Consider the following 19,643-nt stretch of genomic DNA (forward strand, 5'->3'; position numbering starts at 1 on the left):
TCGGACTATTCTATAATCTTCTTATTCTTTCTTTAGTAAGACTAATAATATTTGGATACCTATCATTCAGTTCATCAAGATATCCTGCCTCTAAGCCACATAAATCCTCAATTAAAAAATTAGGCAACAATTTATTGTATACTCTATAAATATCAGCAGATATGTCCATCACAATTCTATTTTCCACTAATAGCTCTACTGACTGTTTTAAAGATAGAGGATTGCTAATCAATTTTGTTGAATCTAACGGCTCATTTTTTCTCCAACCTCTGTAACTAAGTTTCTTATACAAGTTTGTATACTCATTAGAATCTATGATATTCAACGACTTAGCACGCATTATCATCATACTAATTGAAACTTGCCAAATTCTTTTTAGATACCTGTAGTACTCTAGATCATTTTCATGCCCAATGATAGAAGCTTTAAACGAATCCATTGGCAATAGAAATTCAGCCGCAAACTCATTCGCTTCGTCTTCCATTTGCTTATATTCAATTGCTCCCATGTCTTGAGGCGACTTACAATTTTCATGCATTAACCAATGTCCTAATTCATGGGCTAAACTAAACTGCTGACGATAGAATGAATACTCTGTCCCTTCTAATATAACAACATAATACTCATTATTATTTACTTTAACAGCTGAACCAAAAGCATCAACTTTATCACTCTGAGTGTCTATTCTAGAAATAACAAAACCTTTTTCCTCCATCAACAACGACAAGTTATCAATTGGTCTATCTCCAAGTTCCCATTTCTCTCTTATGTAGCTTGCGTATTCTTGTGGGGTATAGTCTAAGCCAGAAAGACCCCAGTCAAGATTTGGAAAATCAATAAATTCTCCCAAATAATCTCTTATTAAAGCAACATAGTTTTTATTTATTTCTGCAGGCATTTTTTCTGTTTGAGTCGCTGTGTAACGACTTCTAAAAAATGTGCCTGTAGAACTTAAGCTAAAATTATCATTTCCAAAAAAGAAATCTCTCGGAAACTTTAATTTCTTTTCCAATATTTCTAACGATTCTTCACTTGGCGTTGCTCGTCCTTTTTCATATTTAGAAACCATTTGTTTTGAAACGTTTAAAAACTCTGCAATCTGAGTAATACTTTTTTTGTTAAAAAGTCTTGCCTCTTTTAAGCGAGCACCATTAAAACTAATCTGAAGCATTATTTACACCTATTTTATATAAAATATCATAATTTAGCATTCTCTTCCTTTTTTTCAACATAAAGACTAACATGCTTTTGGGACTCCAATTGTCTCTGTACGTCAGATTTCAATGCAACAAGAGGTTTTTCAGGATTATTTCCACGTCCATCTTCTTCAAGTTTTGTAAAATCAAATTCTGTGATATTTACAGCATCAATAAATTCACAAAAGGCATTTACTTGGTTAACGCTCACTTCTTGGGTCTTCTTATCAAATGTAATAACTCTAATCTCATCAATTAAATTATAAAACTCTCCTAACAACTTCTTCGATTGCGCAATTTGCGATTCGCTCAACTCATCGTTATCTAGGTCGTTAAATAATTCAATTGACAATGTACCCTTCTCTTTTCCATTTAAATGGGAATTTTTTGAACGTGCTATACAAGTAAGATAGTGATGTTTTTCGTAATTCTCAGTAACGTCTTCAAATCTATTGTGCATCATAAAAACATACAAGATTCCCTCGATAATTACACCTCTCGCTGTCCATAGAGCACCCATATGCATAACAGGTGAAACTAATCCATTTGATTGAGCAATAATTGCAATATCTCGATAGATAAAATCCCAATTTAAACTATGACGACTATTTTTAGTCTCGAACTCATTATCAGAATATATTTTTTCAATATCTTTCTTGCGATTTGTTGAAAATACTTGAGCAAACTTAAAGATTTTGGTTGGTAAATTTTCCATAGAGCACCTCATTGAAATTTATAGTCTTATTTTAAGATTTTCTTTCAAAAAAGTCAACTATTATTGGTTTTTATTATTATTTTATCTCCCTAATCTGTTTGGATACCTTTAATACTTAGATCACGAAACTAGAAAAATCATATTGTTATTTTGAATAAAAGTTCTATCATTAATTTAGCTACTCTGTATTCCTAAAAATTAGGTGTTCCAATTTACTTTGGGAAAGGCAGTGATTTCTTTTGAAAACAGGTTTAAAGCTGTTATATTCGTTCGCTAAGAGTAGTCTTAGAATCATTGTAAAAAATTACATTCGTTTAACAACTTTGGATATAGTAGTCTTTAGTATATTCTCTATAAAAGAAAACACAAAAAACCCACCTTCACAGGCAGGTTTCATCTGTATTGTTCAGCTAGATTAAGCTTTACCTTCTGAACCGAATACGTCGATACGTTCTTCAACTGATGCTTGGATAGCTTTTACACCGTCAGCCAAGAATTTACGTGGGTCGAAGAGTTTCTTCTTGTCGTATTCAGCTTCGTTTGCTTCGTAGTCACGAGCAAATTTACGAGTTGCGTTAGCGAATGCGATTTGGCATTCAGTGTTAACGTTAACTTTCGCAACACCAAGTTTGATAGCTGCTTGGATTTGGTCGTCAGGAATACCTGAACCACCGTGCAATACGATTGGGAAGCCTGGAAGAGCTTCTGTCAATTTCTTCAAGTGGTCAAGGTCAAGACCTTCCCAGTTTGCTGGGTAAGGACCGTGGATGTTACCGATACCAGCTGCCAAGAAGTCGATACCAGTTGCAACCATTGCTTTAGCGTCTTCGATTGGAGCCAATTCACCTTTACCGATGATACCGTCTTCTTCACCACCAATAGTACCAACTTCAGCTTCTACTGAGATACCTTTAGCGTGTGCTTTTTCAACAACGTCTTTAGCCAATTTAAGGTTTTCTTCAACTGGAAGGTGTGAACCGTCAAACATGATTGAAGTGTAACCAACTTCGATACACTCAAGTGCATCTTCGTAGTGACCGTGGTCAAGGTGGATAGCTACTGGTACAGTGATACCCATTGACTCAACAAGGTTAGCGATCAAGTTGCGAGCAACTTTGTAACCACCCATGTATTTAGCAGCACCCATTGAAGTTTGGATCAAAACTGGAGCTTTTTTAGCTTCTGCTGCACGCAAGATAGCTTGAGTCCACTCAAGGTTGTTTGTGTTAAATCCACCAACTGCATAACCGTTGTCACGAGCTGCTTGGACAAATTTTTCTGCTGAAACGATTGCCATTTGTCAGGCCTCCTATATATTTTTTGGGACATCCCATTTACATTGTTCATTTTATCACTTTTTGATAAAAAAAGCTAGTTTTTCCCATACTTTAGATTGAATTTCTTACAATCCAACCAATGTAAACCCTTTCTTTTTATTAGTCCTGAGTGACTTTGGGATAACGTATGAAGAAGGTCAAGCGATCATCTTGCATCTCAAAATGATAAGGTAATTTCTCGTGTTCTAATAAACTTTTGACCACAAAGAGTCCCATCCCCGAACCCTTGGCCTTGCGACTAGCATTTTCAGAAAAAGACTGGGCCAATTTTTCTTGTTCTTCAGGACTACAGCTATTCTCTATATAGAGTTCTCCTTCTCTCTCGCCAATGCGGACCAGGCCACCTGAAGTGGAGTGCTTGATAGCATTGCTGATGAGATTCGATAGGATTAGTTTCATGACAGATGGGTTTATGTAAGCCTGCTGATGGGTTAGACTAATGTCTACCTGAAGTTCTCTCCCCTTGGCTAGCAAAGCATAATCCTTGACCAGACTTTGCGTCATCTGGTGTAAGTCAATTTGTTCCCTATCATCTCGTAATTCCTGTACAGACGAGAGAGAAAGTATCTGGAGAACATGGTGATTGAGCTCATCCACAATTCCTAAGGCAACTCCCAGATAGTGGTCTCTATCCTTATAACGCCCGACATTTTCTTTCATGTTTTCGATCAGAATTTTCAAACTGGCCAGAGGTGTTTTCAGTTCATGAGAAGCCCCTCGTAGGAATTCGACCTTCATCTTCTCCAGCTGGAGAATAGCTTCATTCTTGTCATGCAAGTCCGCAATAACAGTCAAAAGATGCTGGTAGAGGCTATTGATTTGTTCCTTGAGATCACCAATCTCATCCTTAGAATCCACGCGTAATCGCACTTGGGCATCCAAATCCATCATCCGACGGGTCACTCGCTTGATTTCCAATATCGGAGCAACAATGGTCCGAGCATAGATATAGGCTACCAAGAGGGAAATCAGAAAGGAGGCCAGCAAGGTATAGGGAAGAAATTGAAGACTAATCTGCTCTGCTTCCTTTTGCAAATCCATGGACGCTAGAAACTGGAGAGTCATAGTCCCACCATCTTGCGTTTTCACCTCGCGCTCCTCGATAAAAAGAGAGGTTGTCTGACGGTCCGTATCCAGAGGAAGACTGTCCTTGACTTCTAACTTGTCCTCAGTCATCTCTCCCTTTACTGTCCCCTTGATCTCACTGGTCTGGGAATACAAGTCTAAGACTTGCTCAATACTTTGCCTATCCTTTCCTTCTAGGGATTGGGCAATGGCTGTCGCTTTCTGGTCAATGGTTTCCTGACGATGACTCAGATAAGTCGAAGGAAAGAGAAAATAAATGGCTAAATGAAGACAAATTACCAGAACACTAAAAATCGAGAAGGTATAGATAAATATCTTTGTAAATAAACCTGTTCGTTTCATTTTCGCTCCAATTTATAACCAACATTGCGCACAGTGAGGATACAGTCCAAATCTAGCTTTTTCCGTAATTCCTTGATATAGACATCAATAACACGGTCAAAGGGAACCTCATCTGTCACCTTCCAGACAGCATCGATTATCTGAGAACGAGTCAAGGCCCTTCCTTCATTTTTCACCAGATAGTCCAGAATTTCCAACTCTTTTGCATTGATGGCTACTTCCTCACCTGCTAGACTGGCACTGTAGCTCTCAAAATTCACCCTGGCATCTTTATAGGAGAAGATTCGTCCTGTATCATAATAGCGCTTGAAAATCGCGTCCACCCTCACTTTTAAGAGGGAGAGGGAGAAAGGTTTTTCCAGATAGCCATCTGCCAGAGAGGCAAAAGCACTCATTTTGTATTCCTCATCCTGAAAGGCAGTCAACATCAGGACAGGAACCTGACTGGTTTTACGAATCTCAGCTAGGACTTCTAGGCCGTTGAGCTTGGGCATCTGGATATCCAGTAAAACCAAGGTTACCTCATAGCTAGAAAATTGCTCCAGAGCTTCCTGACCGTCCGCTGCCTCAATGGTTTCATAACCACAATCCGTCAAATAATCACTAATCCCCTCACGGATCATCTCTTCATCTTCTACAATTAAAATTTTCATAGAAAAACGTTTCACATTCCTTTAAATTTCTTGTAAATTATCTCAGTTTCATCTTAAAAGAAAGAGACCTTATCAAAATGAAATAGATAAAAATGCTACCTATATTATACCCCATTTAGGGGAGAATAGGTAGCAAGTTTGTTATTCGCTATCCAGCAAGAGCTCTTTTGGTTGTTTTCTGAGGAGATTGCTTGAAGCAAGCGCCATAACGAGAACCACTAGAACCAAGGCTAGGACAAAGACAATGATAAAGTCTGATGTCTGAATAGAAATATCTAGGCTCGACAAGGTCTTGCTAAAGCCATCTACTTCTGCACCGCCACCCAGGTTAGAGGCTTGAGCTGCCTTGCTGGCTTGCTTGGCAACACCTGAAGTGACATTGGTAAGAACAGTATTTCCAATCGCACGCGCTGTGTAAGTAGCTAAGAAGTAAGCAGAAACAAGAGCAGGAATGGCAATCAAGATGGATTCAGTGATGAATTGACCCAAGATACTTGCCTGCTTGAGACCAATAGAGAGCAGGATTCCCACTTCCTTGCGTCTAGCGTTGATCCAAAGGCTGAGTAAGAGGGCAAGGAGAAGAACTGAGAAGCTCAAGCTGCCCCAGAAGAGGAGGTTGGCCATCTTGTACATGCCAGAGATGGATTGCTCAAGAGCTGGGTAGTTAGAGGAGCTCTTAACGAGTGTATAGCTCTTCCAGTTGATACCACTAATGCCATTCAACTCTTTCATAACATCATCCAAGTTCTTGTCTGCTGTTACAAAGAAGGTTGCGTCCCCATAAATAGCTGTGTCTTCTGTGTATCCATATAGTTTAGCAGCTGTATGGATGTCTGTGATAGCTGTGTTCTCGTATAGTTCTTGTGAGTAGGTTACTGCCGACTTATTGTGGCCATCAAAGAGTCCCTTGATTGTCACTTCGACTGTTTCCTTGGCTCCTTTTTCATTATCTGCATCGTAGATATTAGAGTCTAGTTTGACCTTGTCCCCTACTTTCCAGCCGTGTTTGGCTGCCAAGTCCTTGTGCAGGAGGATCTTGTCCTTGTCGTCGTTTGTTAAGTGCTCACCTTCGACCAGCTTATAAGAACCAGAGACAAACTTGTCTTCTTTGGAAGAGTCATTGACACCAGTGATCATCAAGCTGCTTCCAAAATGTTTAGCACGATCAGGTGTTAGATTTTTCTTGGTATCTGGCGTTTCAATCAGGTCATATCCAGTCAAATCCCCGATAGCGTTGATACGTTTAACATAAGACTCGATGGCCTTGTTTTCAGTGATTTTTTTGATATCTTCACCCTTGATATTCCCAGCACCACGTGGCGTACCTTGATTGACGCGACGATTGATTTGCATGGAGAAGCTATTGGTGATATTTTTAAAGGTCTCCTGAGAAGCCTTAGCAGTAGCTCCCTTGATCGACAAGCCGACCAAACTCAAGCTCGCCATGAGGAGAATAATCAGGAAGATAACAATCGATTTGAAAAACTTCCTTGTAACATAGGCAAATGCGTTGTGTAACATAGATTCCCTTTCTAGATTTGATTTAATAATTCTATCAAAACGAGCTCATCTTATTTTGTAGTATTGCGAGTTTCAGTAAGTTTCTTATCCTTCAATTCAAGTGTAATATCTGACGCTTGCGCCACTTCTTTACTGTGGGTAACGACTATTACACATTTTCCTGTTTTCTCAGCAAGTGATTTGAGCAGTTCGATAATATCTCCAGCAGTTTTAGGGTCCAGATTTCCTGTTGGCTCATCCGCTAGAATCACTGGAGCTTCTGATACCAGACTACGAGCGATAGCAACACGTTGCTGTTGACCACCTGATAACTGGAGAACATTCCGCTTGATCTGACTTTCATCCAAACCAAGCTCAAGAAGTGTATCCTTGCTTGCCTTTTTGTTGACCAAGCGGATATTTTCCAGTGGAGAAAGATAATCTATCAAGTTATAATTTTGAAAGACCAGGGAAATATGGTGCATGCGATGGTAAGAATAGCCCTTCTTACGAATATCCTCTCCTTGAAAAAGGATAGAACCTTCAACAGGACTATCTAGACCAGCAAGGAGGGACAAGAGTGTGGATTTTCCTGCTCCTGACTCCCCAATAATACTGTAAAATTTCCCGGGTTCAAAATTATAATTGATCTGATATAGGACTGCTTCAGCAGTGTTCTTATAACGGTAGGTAAGGTCTTGTAATTGTAATAAAGTCATGATTTCTCCTTCTTAACTAATAGATGATAAAATTTCTTTAGGCGATTTTCTAAATAAGAATAGGAAACAAAGGGCTACAGATAAGCAACTAATCAACAACAGAAAGACATAGGACTCTGCAAAAGATAATAAACTACTTGATAGACCACTTGTTTTGGCTAGTGTATTTTGTAAGCTTGCCTGATCTCCACTTGCTAGTAGAGTTTGGAGTAGGTAGGATGTGATTGCGTTTCCTGTAGCAAATGCTGGAAGCAAAGCACCAATAGATACCAGAACTACCTCTAAACAGAATTGTAGGAAGATCGAGCTCTTGCCTTTTCCAAGTGCCAGTAAAATCCCCACTTCATAGACCCTTTCTCTCAACCAGAGAGACAAAACAAGAATTAAGGCCCCTGCTCCTGCTATCAACATCCCATAAAGGAAGATGGTTAGGAAGGTTTGGAAGGTAGCAACCGAGTCTTTGATTTGTTCAAAAGCCTTATTTTCCTTCTCAACTTGGTAGCCTTGATTTCCCAAGGCCAAGTTTTCTACCTGCTTCATGAGTTCGTCCATTTCCTTAGGATTTTCTACATAAAAGCGCGCTGCACTGACTAGAGATTCACCATTTCCCAAAAGGCTTTGGCTACTTTCATAGTCTGTAAAGACTTGGTTTTCACTGAAGTCAGAAGACAAGCCTGTAAATTTCTCTTGTTTTTTACCAGAAAAGATGCCGACAATCTCAAACTCCACTGTTTGCCCTTTGCCAGCTTCTGACTGACCAGCATCTAAGGCAATCTTGTCATGAAGGGAAAGACTATTCTTCTTAGCCAACTCTTCGTGGATGATGATTTTCTTTGAATCCCCTTTTTGAAGATGTCGCCCTTCTTTTAAGTTGAAAGCCGAGCTGGTAAAGGTGACATCCTTAGATGAATCTTCAAGAGCTGTTAAGCTAACCAAATTCTTATCCGCAGCGGACAAATCATCACGTTCCACGCTCTGCTCGCCACTCACTGCTTCCTTGTCTTTTAGTTTTGCGACCGTCTCGAGTTCAGGAGAAACATTTTCCAGTCCCTTAATCTTGCTTACAGATGCTAGGTCTGACAACTTGAATGTCTGACCATTTTCTATCTTCTTAATAGAAAAAGAGGTATTGAGTGATTTGTAAAGATTGGTTTCAACTGTTTTGTTGGACTTCATCAGAGTCAAACAGGCTGAAATTCCAGCCAATAGGACCAATAAAATCAGAAATAAAATAAAACTTCTCAGTCGTTTTCTGCTGACATAAGCCCAAGCTCTTTGGATCGGATTCATTTGTCACCTCCATATTTGTAAGACTATTATAAAATCCAAATATGAAATGTTTATGAAATACAAAAAAGAGCAAAATTTTTTTGCTCTACTTGAATTATATGAAAACAAAAGAGCTAGCCTAAGCTAACTCTTATCCTATGCGGAGAGAGGGACTTGAACCCTCACGACCTAAAGCGGTCACAGGATCCTTAGTCCTGCGCGTCTGCCAATTCCGCCATCCCCGCGTCGATTACTTTACTAGTATATCAACTTTTAGGATGCTTGTCAACACTTTTTTTCAATTTTTTTCATTTCATCAACCAAATTACTCTGAAAATTCATTTAGATTTTCATCTACTAACTTAGCTCCAAGTGTATTTTTGAAATGACCTAGGGCAAATTGATGATTTTCAGGCCAGATAGATGCAACAGCCGGTTTAACAATCTCGATGTCATACCCTAGATTATAGGCATCTATAGCTGTATGCAGGACACAGATATCCGTCAAAACTCCGGTTAAAATAACTGTAGAAATTCGACGCTCTCTCAAACGGATATCCAGGTCAGTCCCTGAAAAAGCAGAGTAATGGCGTTTATCCATCCAAAAGACACGACTGTCTGAACTATGCTCTTGATAAAAGGTCCCCAAATCTCCGTATAAATTCCGTCCACTAGTTCCAATCAAATTGTGAGGAGGAAACAGCTTGCTTTCTGGATGGAAACAATCGTTTTCTTCATGAGCATCGATGGTAAAAAAGATGTAATCTCCGCGTTCAAAAGCTAACCGAGTTACCTTGCTGATGGCATCCGAAATCGCCTGAGCTGGAGCACCTGCTGTCAATTTTCCACTATCTGCAACAAAATCTTCTGTATAATCAATCGAAATCAAAGCCTTAGTCATTAGTAATCTCTTTTCTTCACTTCTTCAAAAATATCTGAAATCAAGACCTTAAGATAGGTTCCCTTCATTCCAAGTGAGCGACTTTCAATAATCCCTGCAGACTCAAGTTTACGAAGGGCATTGACAATCACAGAACGGGTTATTCCAATACGGTCTGCAATCACAGACGCAGTCAACTGCCCTTCATTTCCATTTAATTCCCCTAAAATGGCTGAAACAGCACGAAGTTCGGAGTAAGACAGAGTATTAACCGCCATGGTAACAGCAGTACGGCGACGGATATTTTTCTCATCTTCCTCACGTTGGAAATTAAGGAGTTGAATCCCAACAACGGTACTCGCAATCTCAACAAGAATCAAGTCCTCGTCTTCGAATTTTTTATCATTGCGCCAAATAATCAAAGAACCAAGTCGAATCCCTGATACATGAATCGGTGCAATAGTCGTCAAACCATCTGGAAAGTCGGCACGACTTTCCACAGGAAAAATGCTTAAATCATGATCAACTGTCAGATTGGCTTCTGTATCGTAAATCATGTTCGCACCTTGAATGTAGTCATCTGGGAAAATCTTAGTTTGGAAGAACTGCTCTACACGATCTGTATTGGTTTTGTAACGCATAAAATAACCAAGGAGACGTCCCTTGCTATTGACGATACAGGCGTTACAGTCAATAATATCTGCCAATTGACGGGTAATCGCATTGTAGGGAAGTTCTTCCTGCAACTGCTCCTCTGAGCGCTTCAGGATAGAAGTAATTTTTCTAGTTTTTTCTAATAAATGTGCCATTTTTCACCTCGAATTTAATCGCTATCATTATAACATAAACAGCTTGAATTTTCAATTATTATCTGAAAATTGCTTATTTAATTGCAATTTGAAAAAACAAGAATATTTTTAATTAAATTGCTTCTTTTCTATTGACAAGCCCCCTATTTTTGTGTATTATAATATTACAAAAAGATAATATATCTATTTTATTTATCTTTCTTTTTCCATTCGGTCTCCTTATATAAAAAAGCGATTCATTTTGAACCGCTTTTTATTATTTATCGCCCTTGTTACGAATAACAAAGCCTGTTTTCTTTTCGCTTGAAGTATTGCGTGGTTTTTTATTATCCTTACGGTAACGTTTTTCCTTATCAAAACGATCGTTGCCACGACTTCCTTTTTTGAAATCATCACGGCGACCACCACGACGGTTGTCTCCTCGGCGATTATCACGACGGTCATCTCCACGACGACCTCCCTTAGCGTTACCACCGAAGCCATTACCTGATGGTTTAAATGGCAGTGGTTTTTCACGTGCAATCTCCACTTCAGGAAGACTATCTGGGTCTTGAACAGTCAGACTCAAGATATACATTGCCAATTCTTCTGGAGTAAATTCGGCAGCTAGCTTACGAGCATCCTTACCAAATTTCTCAAAGTTGCCACGGATAGTTTCATCTGCAAAATCACGTTCGATTTTCTTGAGAGCTACCTGTTTTTTTGCTTGGAAGGCTTCTTCTGCACTTGCAGGTTTGAGACCTTTCATACGTTTCTTAGTCAAGTTTTCAATGATTTGGAGGTAGCCCATTTCATTTGGTGATACGAAAGTAATAGACTGACCTGACTTACCAGCACGACCTGTACGACCGATACGGTGAACATAACTTTCAGGATCTTGTGGAATATCGTAGTTATAGACATGGGTCACACCTGAAATATCCAAGCCACGCGCTGCAACGTCTGTCGCAACCAAAACATCGAGATTACCATTTTTGAAGTCACGAAGGACACGAAGACGTTTGTTTTGGTCCAAATCACCATGAATTCCTTCTGCACGGAAGCCACGGATTTTCAAACCACGAGTCAATTCATCTACACGACGTTTTGTACGACCAAATACGATAGCAAGCTCAGGCTGTTCCACATCCATGAGACGAGTCATGGTATCAAACTTTTCTTGTTCTTTAACACGAATATAGTATTGGTCAACCAATTCTGTTGTCAATTCCTTAGCAGCAATCTTGACATGCTCAGGTTCTTTCATAAACTGAACACCGATACGTTTGATGGCATCTGGCATAGTTGCTGAGAAAAGCAAAGTTTGACGGTTTTCAGGGACACGAGAAATGATGGCCTCGATATCTTCTAGGAAGCCCATATTGAGCATTTCATCCGCTTCGTCAAGGATAAGAGTTTCAATATCTTGTAATTTCAAGGCCTTGCGTTTAATCAAGTCCAAGAGGCGACCTGGAGTTCCCACCACGATATGGGCACCAGATTTAAGAGCCTTAATTTGTTTTTCAATGCTTGATCCGCCATATACTGAGCGGACTTTGACTCCCTTACTACGACCAAAGCGGAAAAGTTCTTCTTGACTTTGGACAGCAAGTTCACGAGTTGGAGCGATGACCAAGGCTTGGATGGTTGCTTCTTCTGTACGGATTTTTTCAAGGGTAGGCAAGCCAAAGGCTGCAGTTTTTCCTGTACCAGTCTGAGCTTGACCGATAACGTCCTTGCCTTCAAGGGCCAAGGGAATGGTTTGTTCTTGGATCGGACTGGCTTCTACAAAACCAGCTTTTTCAATCTCTGCTAGCAAATCAGCAGACAAGTTTAATTCATTAAATTTCACGATATTCTTCTTTCTAAAGGTGGTGCGAAGCCACCCTATAGGGCTTAGTTTATACTTTTCTTTTTATGACGTATTTTCATATACTGGATATAAAATCGTGTTGCTTCTTTTCCACAAAAGAAAAGTACTGTTTTCTTTGCAACCTATCTAGTATAACACAAGAGAGAAGCAAAAGATAGCCCAATCTATCGATAAACTCATGTAAACGATTTTTCAGAGAAAATAAGGATGAAATTTCCACTATTTCATAAACTTTTTTAAAGCGTAGCAGAATTGTGCAAAAGTTTTTTTCTTATGCTAGAATGAAATTCGAATAGGAGGAACTCTAAATGTTAACTTATGATTTAATCGTTATCGGATTTGGTAAAGCTGGTAAAACACTAGCAGGTAAATTGGCTTCAGCTGGTAAAAAAGTTGCCCTCGTTGAACGTAGCAAAGCTATGTACGGTGGAACTTGTATCAACATCGGTTGTATCCCAACTAAAACTTTGCTGGTTGCTGCTGAGAAAGACTTGTCTTTTGAAGAAGTGATTGCTACCAAAAACACTATCACTAGTCGCCTCAACGGTAAAAACTATGCGACTGTTGCTGGTACAGGCGTCGATATCTTTGATGCGGAAGCTCACTTCCTTTCAAATAAAGTCATCGAAATCCAAGCTGGTGATGAAAAGAAAGAACTGACTGCTGAAACAATCGTCATCAACACTGGTGCTGTTTCAAACGTCTTGCCAATCCCTGGACTTGCTACAAGCAAAAACGTCTTTGACTCAACAGGTATCCAAAACTTGGACAAATTACCTGAAAACCTTGGAGTCCTTGGTGGTGGAAATATCGGTCTTGAATTTGCCGGCCTATACAACAAACTTGGAAGCAAGGTTACAGTCCTAGATGCCTTGGATACTTTCCTACCTCGTGCAGAACCTTCCATCGCAGCTCTTGCTAAACAATACATGGAAGAAGACGGTATTGAATTGCTTCAAAATATCCGTACTACTGAAATCAAAAACGACGGTGACCAAGTGCTCGTTGTGACTGAAAACGAAACTTACCGTTTCGATGCCCTTCTTTACGCAACTGGACGCAAACCAAATGTAGAACCACTTCAACTTGAAAATACAGATATTGAACTAACTGAACGTGGTGCTATTAAAGTAGACAAACATTGTCAAACAAACGTTCCTGGTGTATTTGCGGTTGGGGATGTCAACGGTGGACTTCAATTTACTTACATTTCACTTGATGACTTCCGTGTTGTTTACAGCTACCTTGCTGGAGATGGCAGCTACACGCTTGAAGACCGTCTCAATGTACCAAACACCATGTTTATCACACCTGCACTTTCACAAGTTGGTTTGACTGAAAGCCAAGCAGCTGATTTGAAACTTCCATACGCCGTTAAGGAAATTCCTGTTGCAGCCATGCCTCGTGGTCACGTAAACGGAGACCTTCGTGGAGCTTTCAAAGCTGTGGTTAATACTGAAACAAAAGAAATTCTTGGAGCAAGCATCTTCTCAGAAGGTTCTCAAGAAATCATCAACATCATCACTGTTGCTATGGACAACAAGATTCCTTACACTTACTTCACAAAACAAATCTTCACTCACCCAACCTTGGCTGAAAACTTGAATGACTTGTTTGCGATTTAATACTCTTCGAAAATCAAATTCAAACCACGTCAGCGTCGCCTTACCGTACTCAAGTACAGCTTGCGGCTAGCTTCCTAGTTTGTTCTTTGATTTTCATTGAGTATAAGTTAAAATCTCATCTTAACGAACAGCCCTCTGTGGGCTGTTTTTACTTCTGCGGAACCTCAAATCCGTCTTTTCCCTCTTTTATGATATAATAGAAACATGAAATTAAAAACTACCTTGGGCCTTCTTGCTGGGCGTTCTTCCCACTTCGTTTTGAGCCGTCTTGGCCGTGGAAGTACGCTCCCAGGAAAAGTCGCCCTTCAATTTGATAAAGATATTTTACAAAACCTAGCTAAGAACTATGAGATTGTCGTAGTCACTGGAACCAACGGAAAAACCCTGACAACTGCCCTCACTGTCGGCATTTTAAAAGAGGTTTATGGTCAGGTTCTTACCAACCCAAGCGGTGCCAACATGATTACAGGGATTGCGACAACCTTCTTAACAGCCAAATCTTCAAAAACTGGGAAAAATATTGCCGTCTTAGAAATCGACGAAGCCAGTCTATCTCGTATCTGTGACTACATCAAGCCAAGCTTATTTGTTATTACTAATATTTTCCGTGACCAGATGGACCGCTATGGTGAGATTTACACAACTTACAAGATGATTTTGGATGCCATTCGTAAGGTGCCTACTGCCACTGTTCTTCTTAATGGAGACAGTCCACTTTTCTACAAGCCAGCTATTCCAAATCCTGTACAGTATTTTGGTTTTGACTTGGAGAAAGGTCCAGCTCAGCTGGCTCACTATAATACCGAAGGAATCCTCTGCCCTGACTGCCAAGGCATCCTCAAATATGAGCACAATACTTATGCAAACTTGGGTGCCTATATCTGTGAAGGTTGTGGATGTAAACGTCCTGATCTCGACTATCGCTTGACAGAACTAGTTGAGTTAACCAACAATCGCTCTCGCTTTGTCATTGACGGCCAAGAATACGGCATCCAAATCGGTGGACTTTACAACATCTACAACGCCCTAGCTGCTGTGGCTATCGCCCGTTTCCTCGGCGCAGATTCCCAACTAATCAAGCAGGGATTTGATAAGAGTCGTGCTGTCTTTGGACGCCAGGAAACCTTCCATATCGGTGACAAGGAATGCACCCTCGTCTTGATTAAAAATCCAGTCGGTGCGACCCAAGCTATCGAGATGATTAAACTAGCTCCTTATCCATTTAGCCTCTCTGTCCTCCTAAATGCCAACTATGCAGATGGAATTGACACCAGCTGGATCTGGGATGCTGATTTTGAACAAATCACTGACATGGACATTCCCGAAATCAACGCTGGCGGTGTTCGCCATTCTGAAATCGCACGTCGTCTACGAGTAACTGGCTATCCAGCTGATAAAATTACTGAAACAAGTAGTCTGGAGCAAGTTCTTAAGACCATTGAGAACCAAGACTGCAAGCATGCTTATATTCTAGCTACCTATACTGCTATGCTTGAATTCCGCGAACTGCTGGCTAGTCGTCAGATTGTTAGAAAGGAGATGAACTAATGGTTTATACTTCACTTTCCTCAAAAGCTGGCAATTACCCCTATCAGCTCAACATTGCCCACCTCTACGGAAATCTCATGAATACCTATGGGGACAATGGAAACATCCTCATGCTCAAGTATGTGGCTGAAAAACTGGGAGCCCATGTGACGGTTGACATCGTTTCTCTCCATGATAACTTTGATGAAAATCACTACGACATTGCCTTTTTCGGTGGTGGTCAAGACTTTGAACAGAGTATCATTGCAGACGACCTACCTGCTAAAAAAGAGAGCATTGACAACTACATCCAAAACGACGGTGTGGTTCTGGCTATCTGCGGTGGTTTCCAACTATTGGGCCAATATTATGTTGAAGCTTCAGGGAGACGCATCGAAGGACTAGGGGTCATGGGCCACTACACGCTCAACCAGACCAATAACCGTTTTATCGGGGACATCAAGATTCACAATGAAGATTTCGATGAAACCTACTATGGTTTTGAAAATCATCAGGGCCGTACCTTCCTCTCAGATGATCAAAAACCGCTGGGACAGGTTGTCTATGGAAATGGAAATAACGAAGAAAAAGTCGGCGAAGGTGTTCATTATAAGAATGTCTTTGGTTCCTACTTCCACGGGCCTATCCTCTCTCGTAATGCCAATCTAGCTTATCGCCTAGTCACTACTGCCCTCAAGAAGAAATATGGTCAGGACATTCAACTCCCTGCTTATGAGGACATTCTCAGCCAAGAAATCGCTGAAGAATACAGTGATGTCAAAAGCAAGGCTGACTTTTCTTAAACAAAGGAAAATGATATCAAAGAACTCCGTTATCTTGTCGGAGTTCTTTTTGTCTGTTCTTTTACCCTTCTCCCTTGCATTTTCTCTCTTTTTTTGCCAAAATAGAGGGGTAGAAAGAAGGTAGCATATGTCTAAATTACAACAAATCGTAACATATCTTGAATCAGAAAAACTAGACGTCGCTGTCGTATCTGACCCCGTCACAATCAATTACCTCACTGGCTTTTACAGTGATCCCCATGAACGCCAAATGTTCCTTTTTGTCCTAGCAAATCAGGAACCTCTCCTCTTTGTCCCAGCCCTTGAAGTAGAACGTGCAAGCAGCACCGTTTCCTTCCCAGTTGTGGGCTATGTGGATTCTGAAAATCCATGGCAAAAAATGAAACATGCTCTTCCTCAACTTGACTTCAAACGTGTCGCTGTTGAGTTTGACAATCTTATCTTGACCAAATATCATGGTTTAAAAACCGTTTTTGAAACTGCTGAGTTTGAAAACCTCACTCCTCGTATCCAACGCATGCGCCTCATCAAATCAGCTGATGAAGTGCAAAAAATGATGGTGGCAGGTCTCTATGCGGACAAGGCTGTCAATGTTGGTTTTGACAATATTTCTCTTGATAAGACTGAGACAGATATTATTGCCCAAATTGACTTTGCCATGAAACGTGAAGGCTATGAAATGAGCTTTGATACCATGGTCTTGACTGGTGACAATGCTGCAAATCCACACGGTATCCCAGCAGCTAACAAGGTGGAAAATGATGCTCTTCTCCTCTTTGACCTTGGTGTCCTCGTCAATGGCTACGCGTCAGATATGACTCGTACAGTCGCTGTCGGTAAACCTGACCAATTCAAGAAAGACATTTACAACTTGACTCTTGAAGCCCAACAAGCTGCTCTTGACTTTATCAAGCCAGGTGTGACTGCCCATGAAGTGGACCGCGCTGCCCGTGAGGTCATCGAAAAAGCTGGTTACGGCGAATACTTCAACCACCGTCTCGGTCATGGTATCGGTATGGATGTCCATGAATTCCCATCTATCATGGAAGGAAACGACATAGTCATCGAAGAAGGCATGTGCTTCTCTGTTGAACCAGGTATCTATATCCCTGGTAAAGTCGGTGTTCGTATTGAAGACTGCGGTGTTGTTACCAAGGATGGCTTTGACCTCTTTACAAGCACCAGCAAAGACTTGCTTTATTTTGATTAATATTCTTCGAAAATCTTCCCACAATAAAACGCATAGTATCAAGGTTTCAAGACCTGATACTATGCGTTTTTCTAATTTGAAAGACTTTTGGCTCAGACTCTTTACTTAATCTTCTTAATACTTTGACTAAGAATAAATCCTACAATCATCCCTACCATATTTTGCATGAAATTCGGTAGGATTTCTGGTAGGGCTGCTGCCCAGCCATTCATCAATGTAGAACCCAAGGCGTAACCCCCTACCATGGCAATCGTTGCTAAGATAAGGCCTAACCACTGAGTTTTTCCTTTAAATCCTGCGAAAAATCCCTGCAAGCCATGGTTGACCAAGCTAAAGAACATCCACTGAGGATAGCCTGATAAGAGGTCAATCAAGAAACCTGCTAGTCCTCCTACTACAGCCCCTTCACGACTACCAAAGTAGAAGGCCGTAAAGAAGACACCCGCATCTAAAAGAGTTAAAATGCCTGTCGGTGTTGGAATTTTTAAGAAATAACCTAGAACCACAGAGAGGGCGGTTAAGAGGGATACAAGGGCGATTTTAGTTGTTTTGGTTTGCTTCATATTGTCTTACTCCATACTGATCTGCTTGTGCAATAGAACGATAAACGAAATCCTTAGAGCTTTCTAGTGCTGGTAAAAGTTCATCACCTTTAACCAAGTGACTGGCAATGCTAGAGGCAAAGGTACAACCTGCACCAGCATTTTGCCCTTGAATGACAGGATTTTCTAGGACTGTAAAGTTTTGTCCATCATAAAAGACATCTACAGCCTTGTCCTGACTAAGGCGATTGCCTCCCTTGATAATGACTGCTGGCGCTCCTAATTCATGCAATTTCTGCGCTGCAGCTTTCATGTCTTCCAAGGTTTTGATTTCCTGACCAGTCAATAATTCTGCTTCAGGAAGATTAGGCGTAATCACACTGACATAAGGGAAAAAGCGAATCAACTCTTGACAGAGTTCACTTACAGCTACGTCGTGTGTTTCCTTGCAGACCAAGACAGGGTCCAGAACCACAGGCACTCCTGGGCATTGCTTGATAAAGTCCAAGGCCTTCTCAGCCACACTGACAGTTGGTAGAAGACCAATCTTAATCCCCCCAAACTCCACATCACGCAAGCTATCTAATTCATGTTGAAAAATGGTATCGTCAGTTGGAAAGACTTCAAAGCCCTTTTCCGTCAAGGCTGTCAAACAAGTCACTGCTACAAAGCCATGCAAGCCGTTCAAGGTATAAGTAGCCAAATCAGCTGACAAACCACCACCACTAAAAATATCATTTCCAGAAAGTGCTAAAATACGATTATTCTTCATAACGAATCTCCTTTAAATATAAACCATTTGGTGCTGCAGTGGGACCTGCAAGCTGCCTGTCCTTTTTCTCCAAGATGAGGTCAATCTGCTCTACTGGCATGCGGTTATTGCCGATTTTAAGCAGTGTCCCCACCATATTACGAATCTGCTTATACAAGAAACCATTTCCTGAAAAGGTAAAGGTCAAAAACTGGCCTGTCTCATCAACCCTAAGACTAGCTTCTGTGATGGTGCGAACCTTATCCTCTACACTAGTCCCAGAGGCTGTAAAGCCGGTGAAATCATGAGTGCCTTCTAATTTTTTGATAGCCTCCCGCATCCGTTCCACATCAAGCGGATAAGGAAAGTGGGTGGCATAGTGACGGCGCATCGGATTTTTGGGACGGCCCCTATCCACGATAAACTCATAGGTCTTACTGTGCTTAGCATAACGGCAATGAAAATCATCCGCCACAAGCTCAATCGAAATCACATCAATATCTTCAGGGGACTGAGTGTCTAGAGCAAAACGGAGCTTCTCCTCATCCATTTGATAAGGCAGGTTAAAATGAATAACCTGTCCCAGGGCATGAACCCCACTATCTGTCCTACCAGCACCGTGAACAGTAATGGCTTGCCCTTTATTTAACTTGGTCAAGGTTTTTTCAATTTCTTCCTGAACACTACGCGCATGAGGCTGGCGCTGAAAACCAGCAAAGGCGTAACCATCATAGGAAATAGTTGCTTTATATCTTGTCATAACTTCTATTTTATCAAGAAATTAGTCTGTAAACAAGGTTCTAAAACAAATACTGTCTGGGTACAAA

Annotated in this window: 18 protein-coding genes and 1 tRNA gene; 4 read left to right on the plus strand and 15 right to left on the minus strand. The window is 40.7% G+C overall.

Annotated elements, in window-relative coordinates; translation table 11 throughout:
• Positions 1-10: 10 nt before the first annotated feature.
• From QM408_RS06655 to cshA, 12 genes are all read right to left on the minus strand, one after another.
• A complete protein-coding gene (locus tag QM408_RS06655) occupies positions 11-1,171 on the minus strand; it encodes an XRE family transcriptional regulator (RefSeq protein ID WP_000939332.1) in 1,161 nt (386 codons plus the stop codon).
• Between the two features lie 26 nt (positions 1,172-1,197).
• Positions 1,198-1,911: a DUF5986 family protein gene (locus tag QM408_RS06660; protein ID WP_000429394.1), complete on the minus strand. Its 714-nt coding sequence runs from the start codon at positions 1,909-1,911 to the stop codon at positions 1,198-1,200.
• 415 nt (positions 1,912-2,326) lie between these two features.
• Positions 2,327-3,208, minus strand: a complete 882-nt coding sequence (locus tag QM408_RS06665; RefSeq protein WP_001018995.1) for a class II fructose-bisphosphate aldolase — start codon at positions 3,206-3,208, stop codon at positions 2,327-2,329.
• A gap of 139 nt (positions 3,209-3,347) precedes the next feature.
• Positions 3,348-4,676, minus strand: a complete 1,329-nt coding sequence (gene vncS / locus QM408_RS06670; RefSeq protein WP_261150384.1) for a sensor histidine kinase VncS — start codon at positions 4,674-4,676, stop codon at positions 3,348-3,350.
• The gene (vncR, locus tag QM408_RS06675; protein ID WP_261150383.1) at positions 4,673-5,329 is read right to left on the minus strand and encodes a response regulator transcription factor VncR; all 657 of its coding nucleotides are present in this window, start codon (positions 5,327-5,329) and stop codon (positions 4,673-4,675) included. The genes vncS and vncR overlap by 4 nt, the downstream gene beginning before the upstream one ends.
• Before the next feature lie 141 nt (positions 5,330-5,470).
• The gene (vex3, locus tag QM408_RS06680; protein WP_414374012.1) at positions 5,471-6,850 is read right to left on the minus strand and encodes an ABC transporter permease subunit Vex3; all 1,380 of its coding nucleotides are present in this window, start codon (positions 6,848-6,850) and stop codon (positions 5,471-5,473) included.
• Positions 6,851-6,900: 50 nt separating this feature from the next.
• Positions 6,901-7,548 (minus strand): ABC transporter ATP-binding subunit Vex2, encoded by a 648-nt coding sequence (vex2, locus tag QM408_RS06685; RefSeq protein WP_414374014.1) that lies wholly within the window; start codon positions 7,546-7,548, stop codon positions 6,901-6,903.
• Between the two features lie 12 nt (positions 7,549-7,560).
• Positions 7,561-8,838 (minus strand): ABC transporter permease, encoded by a 1,278-nt coding sequence (locus QM408_RS06690; protein ID WP_033684895.1) that lies wholly within the window; start codon positions 8,836-8,838, stop codon positions 7,561-7,563.
• A 138-nt stretch (positions 8,839-8,976) separates the two neighbouring features.
• Positions 8,977-9,062, minus strand: a tRNA-Leu gene (locus QM408_RS06695).
• An 80-nt stretch (positions 9,063-9,142) separates the two neighbouring features.
• Positions 9,143-9,718 (minus strand): cysteine hydrolase family protein, encoded by a 576-nt coding sequence (locus QM408_RS06700; protein WP_414374016.1) that lies wholly within the window; start codon positions 9,716-9,718, stop codon positions 9,143-9,145.
• Positions 9,718-10,506, minus strand: coding sequence for a GTP-sensing pleiotropic transcriptional regulator CodY (codY, locus tag QM408_RS06705; protein WP_000940738.1), 789 nt, complete (start codon positions 10,504-10,506; stop codon positions 9,718-9,720). Before codY ends, QM408_RS06700 begins: the two co-directional genes overlap by 1 nt.
• Positions 10,507-10,762: 256 nt before the next feature.
• Positions 10,763-12,337 (minus strand): degradosome RNA helicase CshA, encoded by a 1,575-nt coding sequence (gene cshA / locus QM408_RS06710; protein ID WP_150922544.1) that lies wholly within the window; start codon positions 12,335-12,337, stop codon positions 10,763-10,765.
• Positions 12,338-12,666: 329 nt separating this feature from the next.
• On the opposite strand from cshA, the gene QM408_RS06715 reads away from it, so the two are divergent.
• The 4 genes from QM408_RS06715 to QM408_RS06730 all read left to right on the plus strand — a co-directional run bounded on the left by QM408_RS06715 (position 12,667) and on the right by QM408_RS06730 (position 17,523).
• Positions 12,667-13,983 carry an FAD-containing oxidoreductase gene (locus tag QM408_RS06715; RefSeq protein ID WP_004255717.1) on the plus strand — a complete coding sequence of 439 codons (1,317 nt, stop codon included), beginning with the start codon at positions 12,667-12,669 and terminating at the stop codon, positions 13,981-13,983.
• Positions 13,984-14,187: 204 nt separating this feature from the next.
• Complete coding sequence (gene murT, locus QM408_RS06720) at positions 14,188-15,531, plus strand: lipid II isoglutaminyl synthase subunit MurT (protein ID WP_414374019.1); 1,344 nt, start codon at positions 14,188-14,190, stop codon at positions 15,529-15,531.
• Positions 15,531-16,313 (plus strand): lipid II isoglutaminyl synthase subunit GatD, encoded by a 783-nt coding sequence (gatD, locus tag QM408_RS06725; RefSeq protein WP_049499586.1) that lies wholly within the window; start codon positions 15,531-15,533, stop codon positions 16,311-16,313. The genes murT and gatD overlap by 1 nt, the downstream gene beginning before the upstream one ends.
• A gap of 127 nt (positions 16,314-16,440) precedes the next feature.
• Positions 16,441-17,523, plus strand: coding sequence for a M24 family metallopeptidase (locus QM408_RS06730; protein WP_414374021.1), 1,083 nt, complete (start codon positions 16,441-16,443; stop codon positions 17,521-17,523).
• A 101-nt stretch (positions 17,524-17,624) separates the two neighbouring features.
• Here the strand turns inward: QM408_RS06730 and QM408_RS06735 are convergent, their stop codons facing one another.
• Genes QM408_RS06735 through truA form a run of 3 tightly spaced genes read right to left on the minus strand, consistent with a single transcriptional unit; the run spans position 17,625 to position 19,576 of the window.
• Positions 17,625-18,086 (minus strand): ECF transporter S component, encoded by a 462-nt coding sequence (locus QM408_RS06735; protein ID WP_000814989.1) that lies wholly within the window; start codon positions 18,084-18,086, stop codon positions 17,625-17,627.
• Positions 18,064-18,837, minus strand: a complete 774-nt coding sequence (locus QM408_RS06740; protein ID WP_261150369.1) for a bifunctional hydroxymethylpyrimidine kinase/phosphomethylpyrimidine kinase — start codon at positions 18,835-18,837, stop codon at positions 18,064-18,066. The genes QM408_RS06735 and QM408_RS06740 overlap by 23 nt, the downstream gene beginning before the upstream one ends.
• Positions 18,827-19,576, minus strand: a complete 750-nt coding sequence (truA, locus tag QM408_RS06745) for a tRNA pseudouridine(38-40) synthase TruA (protein WP_023946244.1) — start codon at positions 19,574-19,576, stop codon at positions 18,827-18,829. The genes QM408_RS06740 and truA overlap by 11 nt, the downstream gene beginning before the upstream one ends.
• Positions 19,577-19,643 lie beyond the last annotated feature (67 nt).

This window comes from Streptococcus mitis (assembly GCF_047464965.1).
GTDB lineage: Bacteria > Bacillota > Bacilli > Lactobacillales > Streptococcaceae > Streptococcus > Streptococcus mitis_DU.

Bases quoted from the DNA above. Each gene is read 5' to 3' on its own strand.
- codY (WP_000940738.1), bottom strand. From the start codon at position 10,506: ATGGCACATTTATTAGAAAAAACTAGAAAAATTACTTCTATCCTGAAG.
- QM408_RS06715 (WP_004255717.1), top strand. From the start codon at position 12,667: ATGTTAACTTATGATTTAATCGTTATCGGATTTGGTAAAGCTGGTAAA.
- truA (WP_023946244.1), bottom strand. From the start codon at position 19,576: ATGACAAGATATAAAGCAACTATTTCCTATGATGGTTACGCCTTTGCT.
- murT (WP_414374019.1), top strand. From the start codon at position 14,188: ATGAAATTAAAAACTACCTTGGGCCTTCTTGCTGGGCGTTCTTCCCAC.
- QM408_RS06735 (WP_000814989.1), bottom strand. From the start codon at position 18,086: ATGAAGCAAACCAAAACAACTAAAATCGCCCTTGTATCCCTCTTAACC.
- QM408_RS06730 (WP_414374021.1), top strand. From the start codon at position 16,441: ATGTCTAAATTACAACAAATCGTAACATATCTTGAATCAGAAAAACTA.
- QM408_RS06660 (WP_000429394.1), bottom strand. From the start codon at position 1,911: ATGGAAAATTTACCAACCAAAATCTTTAAGTTTGCTCAAGTATTTTCA.
- QM408_RS06690 (WP_033684895.1), bottom strand. From the start codon at position 8,838: ATGAATCCGATCCAAAGAGCTTGGGCTTATGTCAGCAGAAAACGACTG.
- vex3 (WP_414374012.1), bottom strand. From the start codon at position 6,850: ATGTTACACAACGCATTTGCCTATGTTACAAGGAAGTTTTTCAAATCG.
- QM408_RS06700 (WP_414374016.1), bottom strand. From the start codon at position 9,718: ATGACTAAGGCTTTGATTTCGATTGATTATACAGAAGATTTTGTTGCA.
- QM408_RS06740 (WP_261150369.1), bottom strand. From the start codon at position 18,837: ATGAAGAATAATCGTATTTTAGCACTTTCTGGAAATGATATTTTTAGT.
- vex2 (WP_414374014.1), bottom strand. From the start codon at position 7,548: ATGACTTTATTACAATTACAAGACCTTACCTACCGTTATAAGAACACT.
- QM408_RS06655 (WP_000939332.1), bottom strand. From the start codon at position 1,171: ATGCTTCAGATTAGTTTTAATGGTGCTCGCTTAAAAGAGGCAAGACTT.
- QM408_RS06665 (WP_001018995.1), bottom strand. From the start codon at position 3,208: ATGGCAATCGTTTCAGCAGAAAAATTTGTCCAAGCAGCTCGTGACAAC.
- vncR (WP_261150383.1), bottom strand. From the start codon at position 5,329: ATGAAAATTTTAATTGTAGAAGATGAAGAGATGATCCGTGAGGGGATT.
- gatD (WP_049499586.1), top strand. From the start codon at position 15,531: ATGGTTTATACTTCACTTTCCTCAAAAGCTGGCAATTACCCCTATCAG.
- vncS (WP_261150384.1), bottom strand. From the start codon at position 4,676: ATGAAACGAACAGGTTTATTTACAAAGATATTTATCTATACCTTCTCG.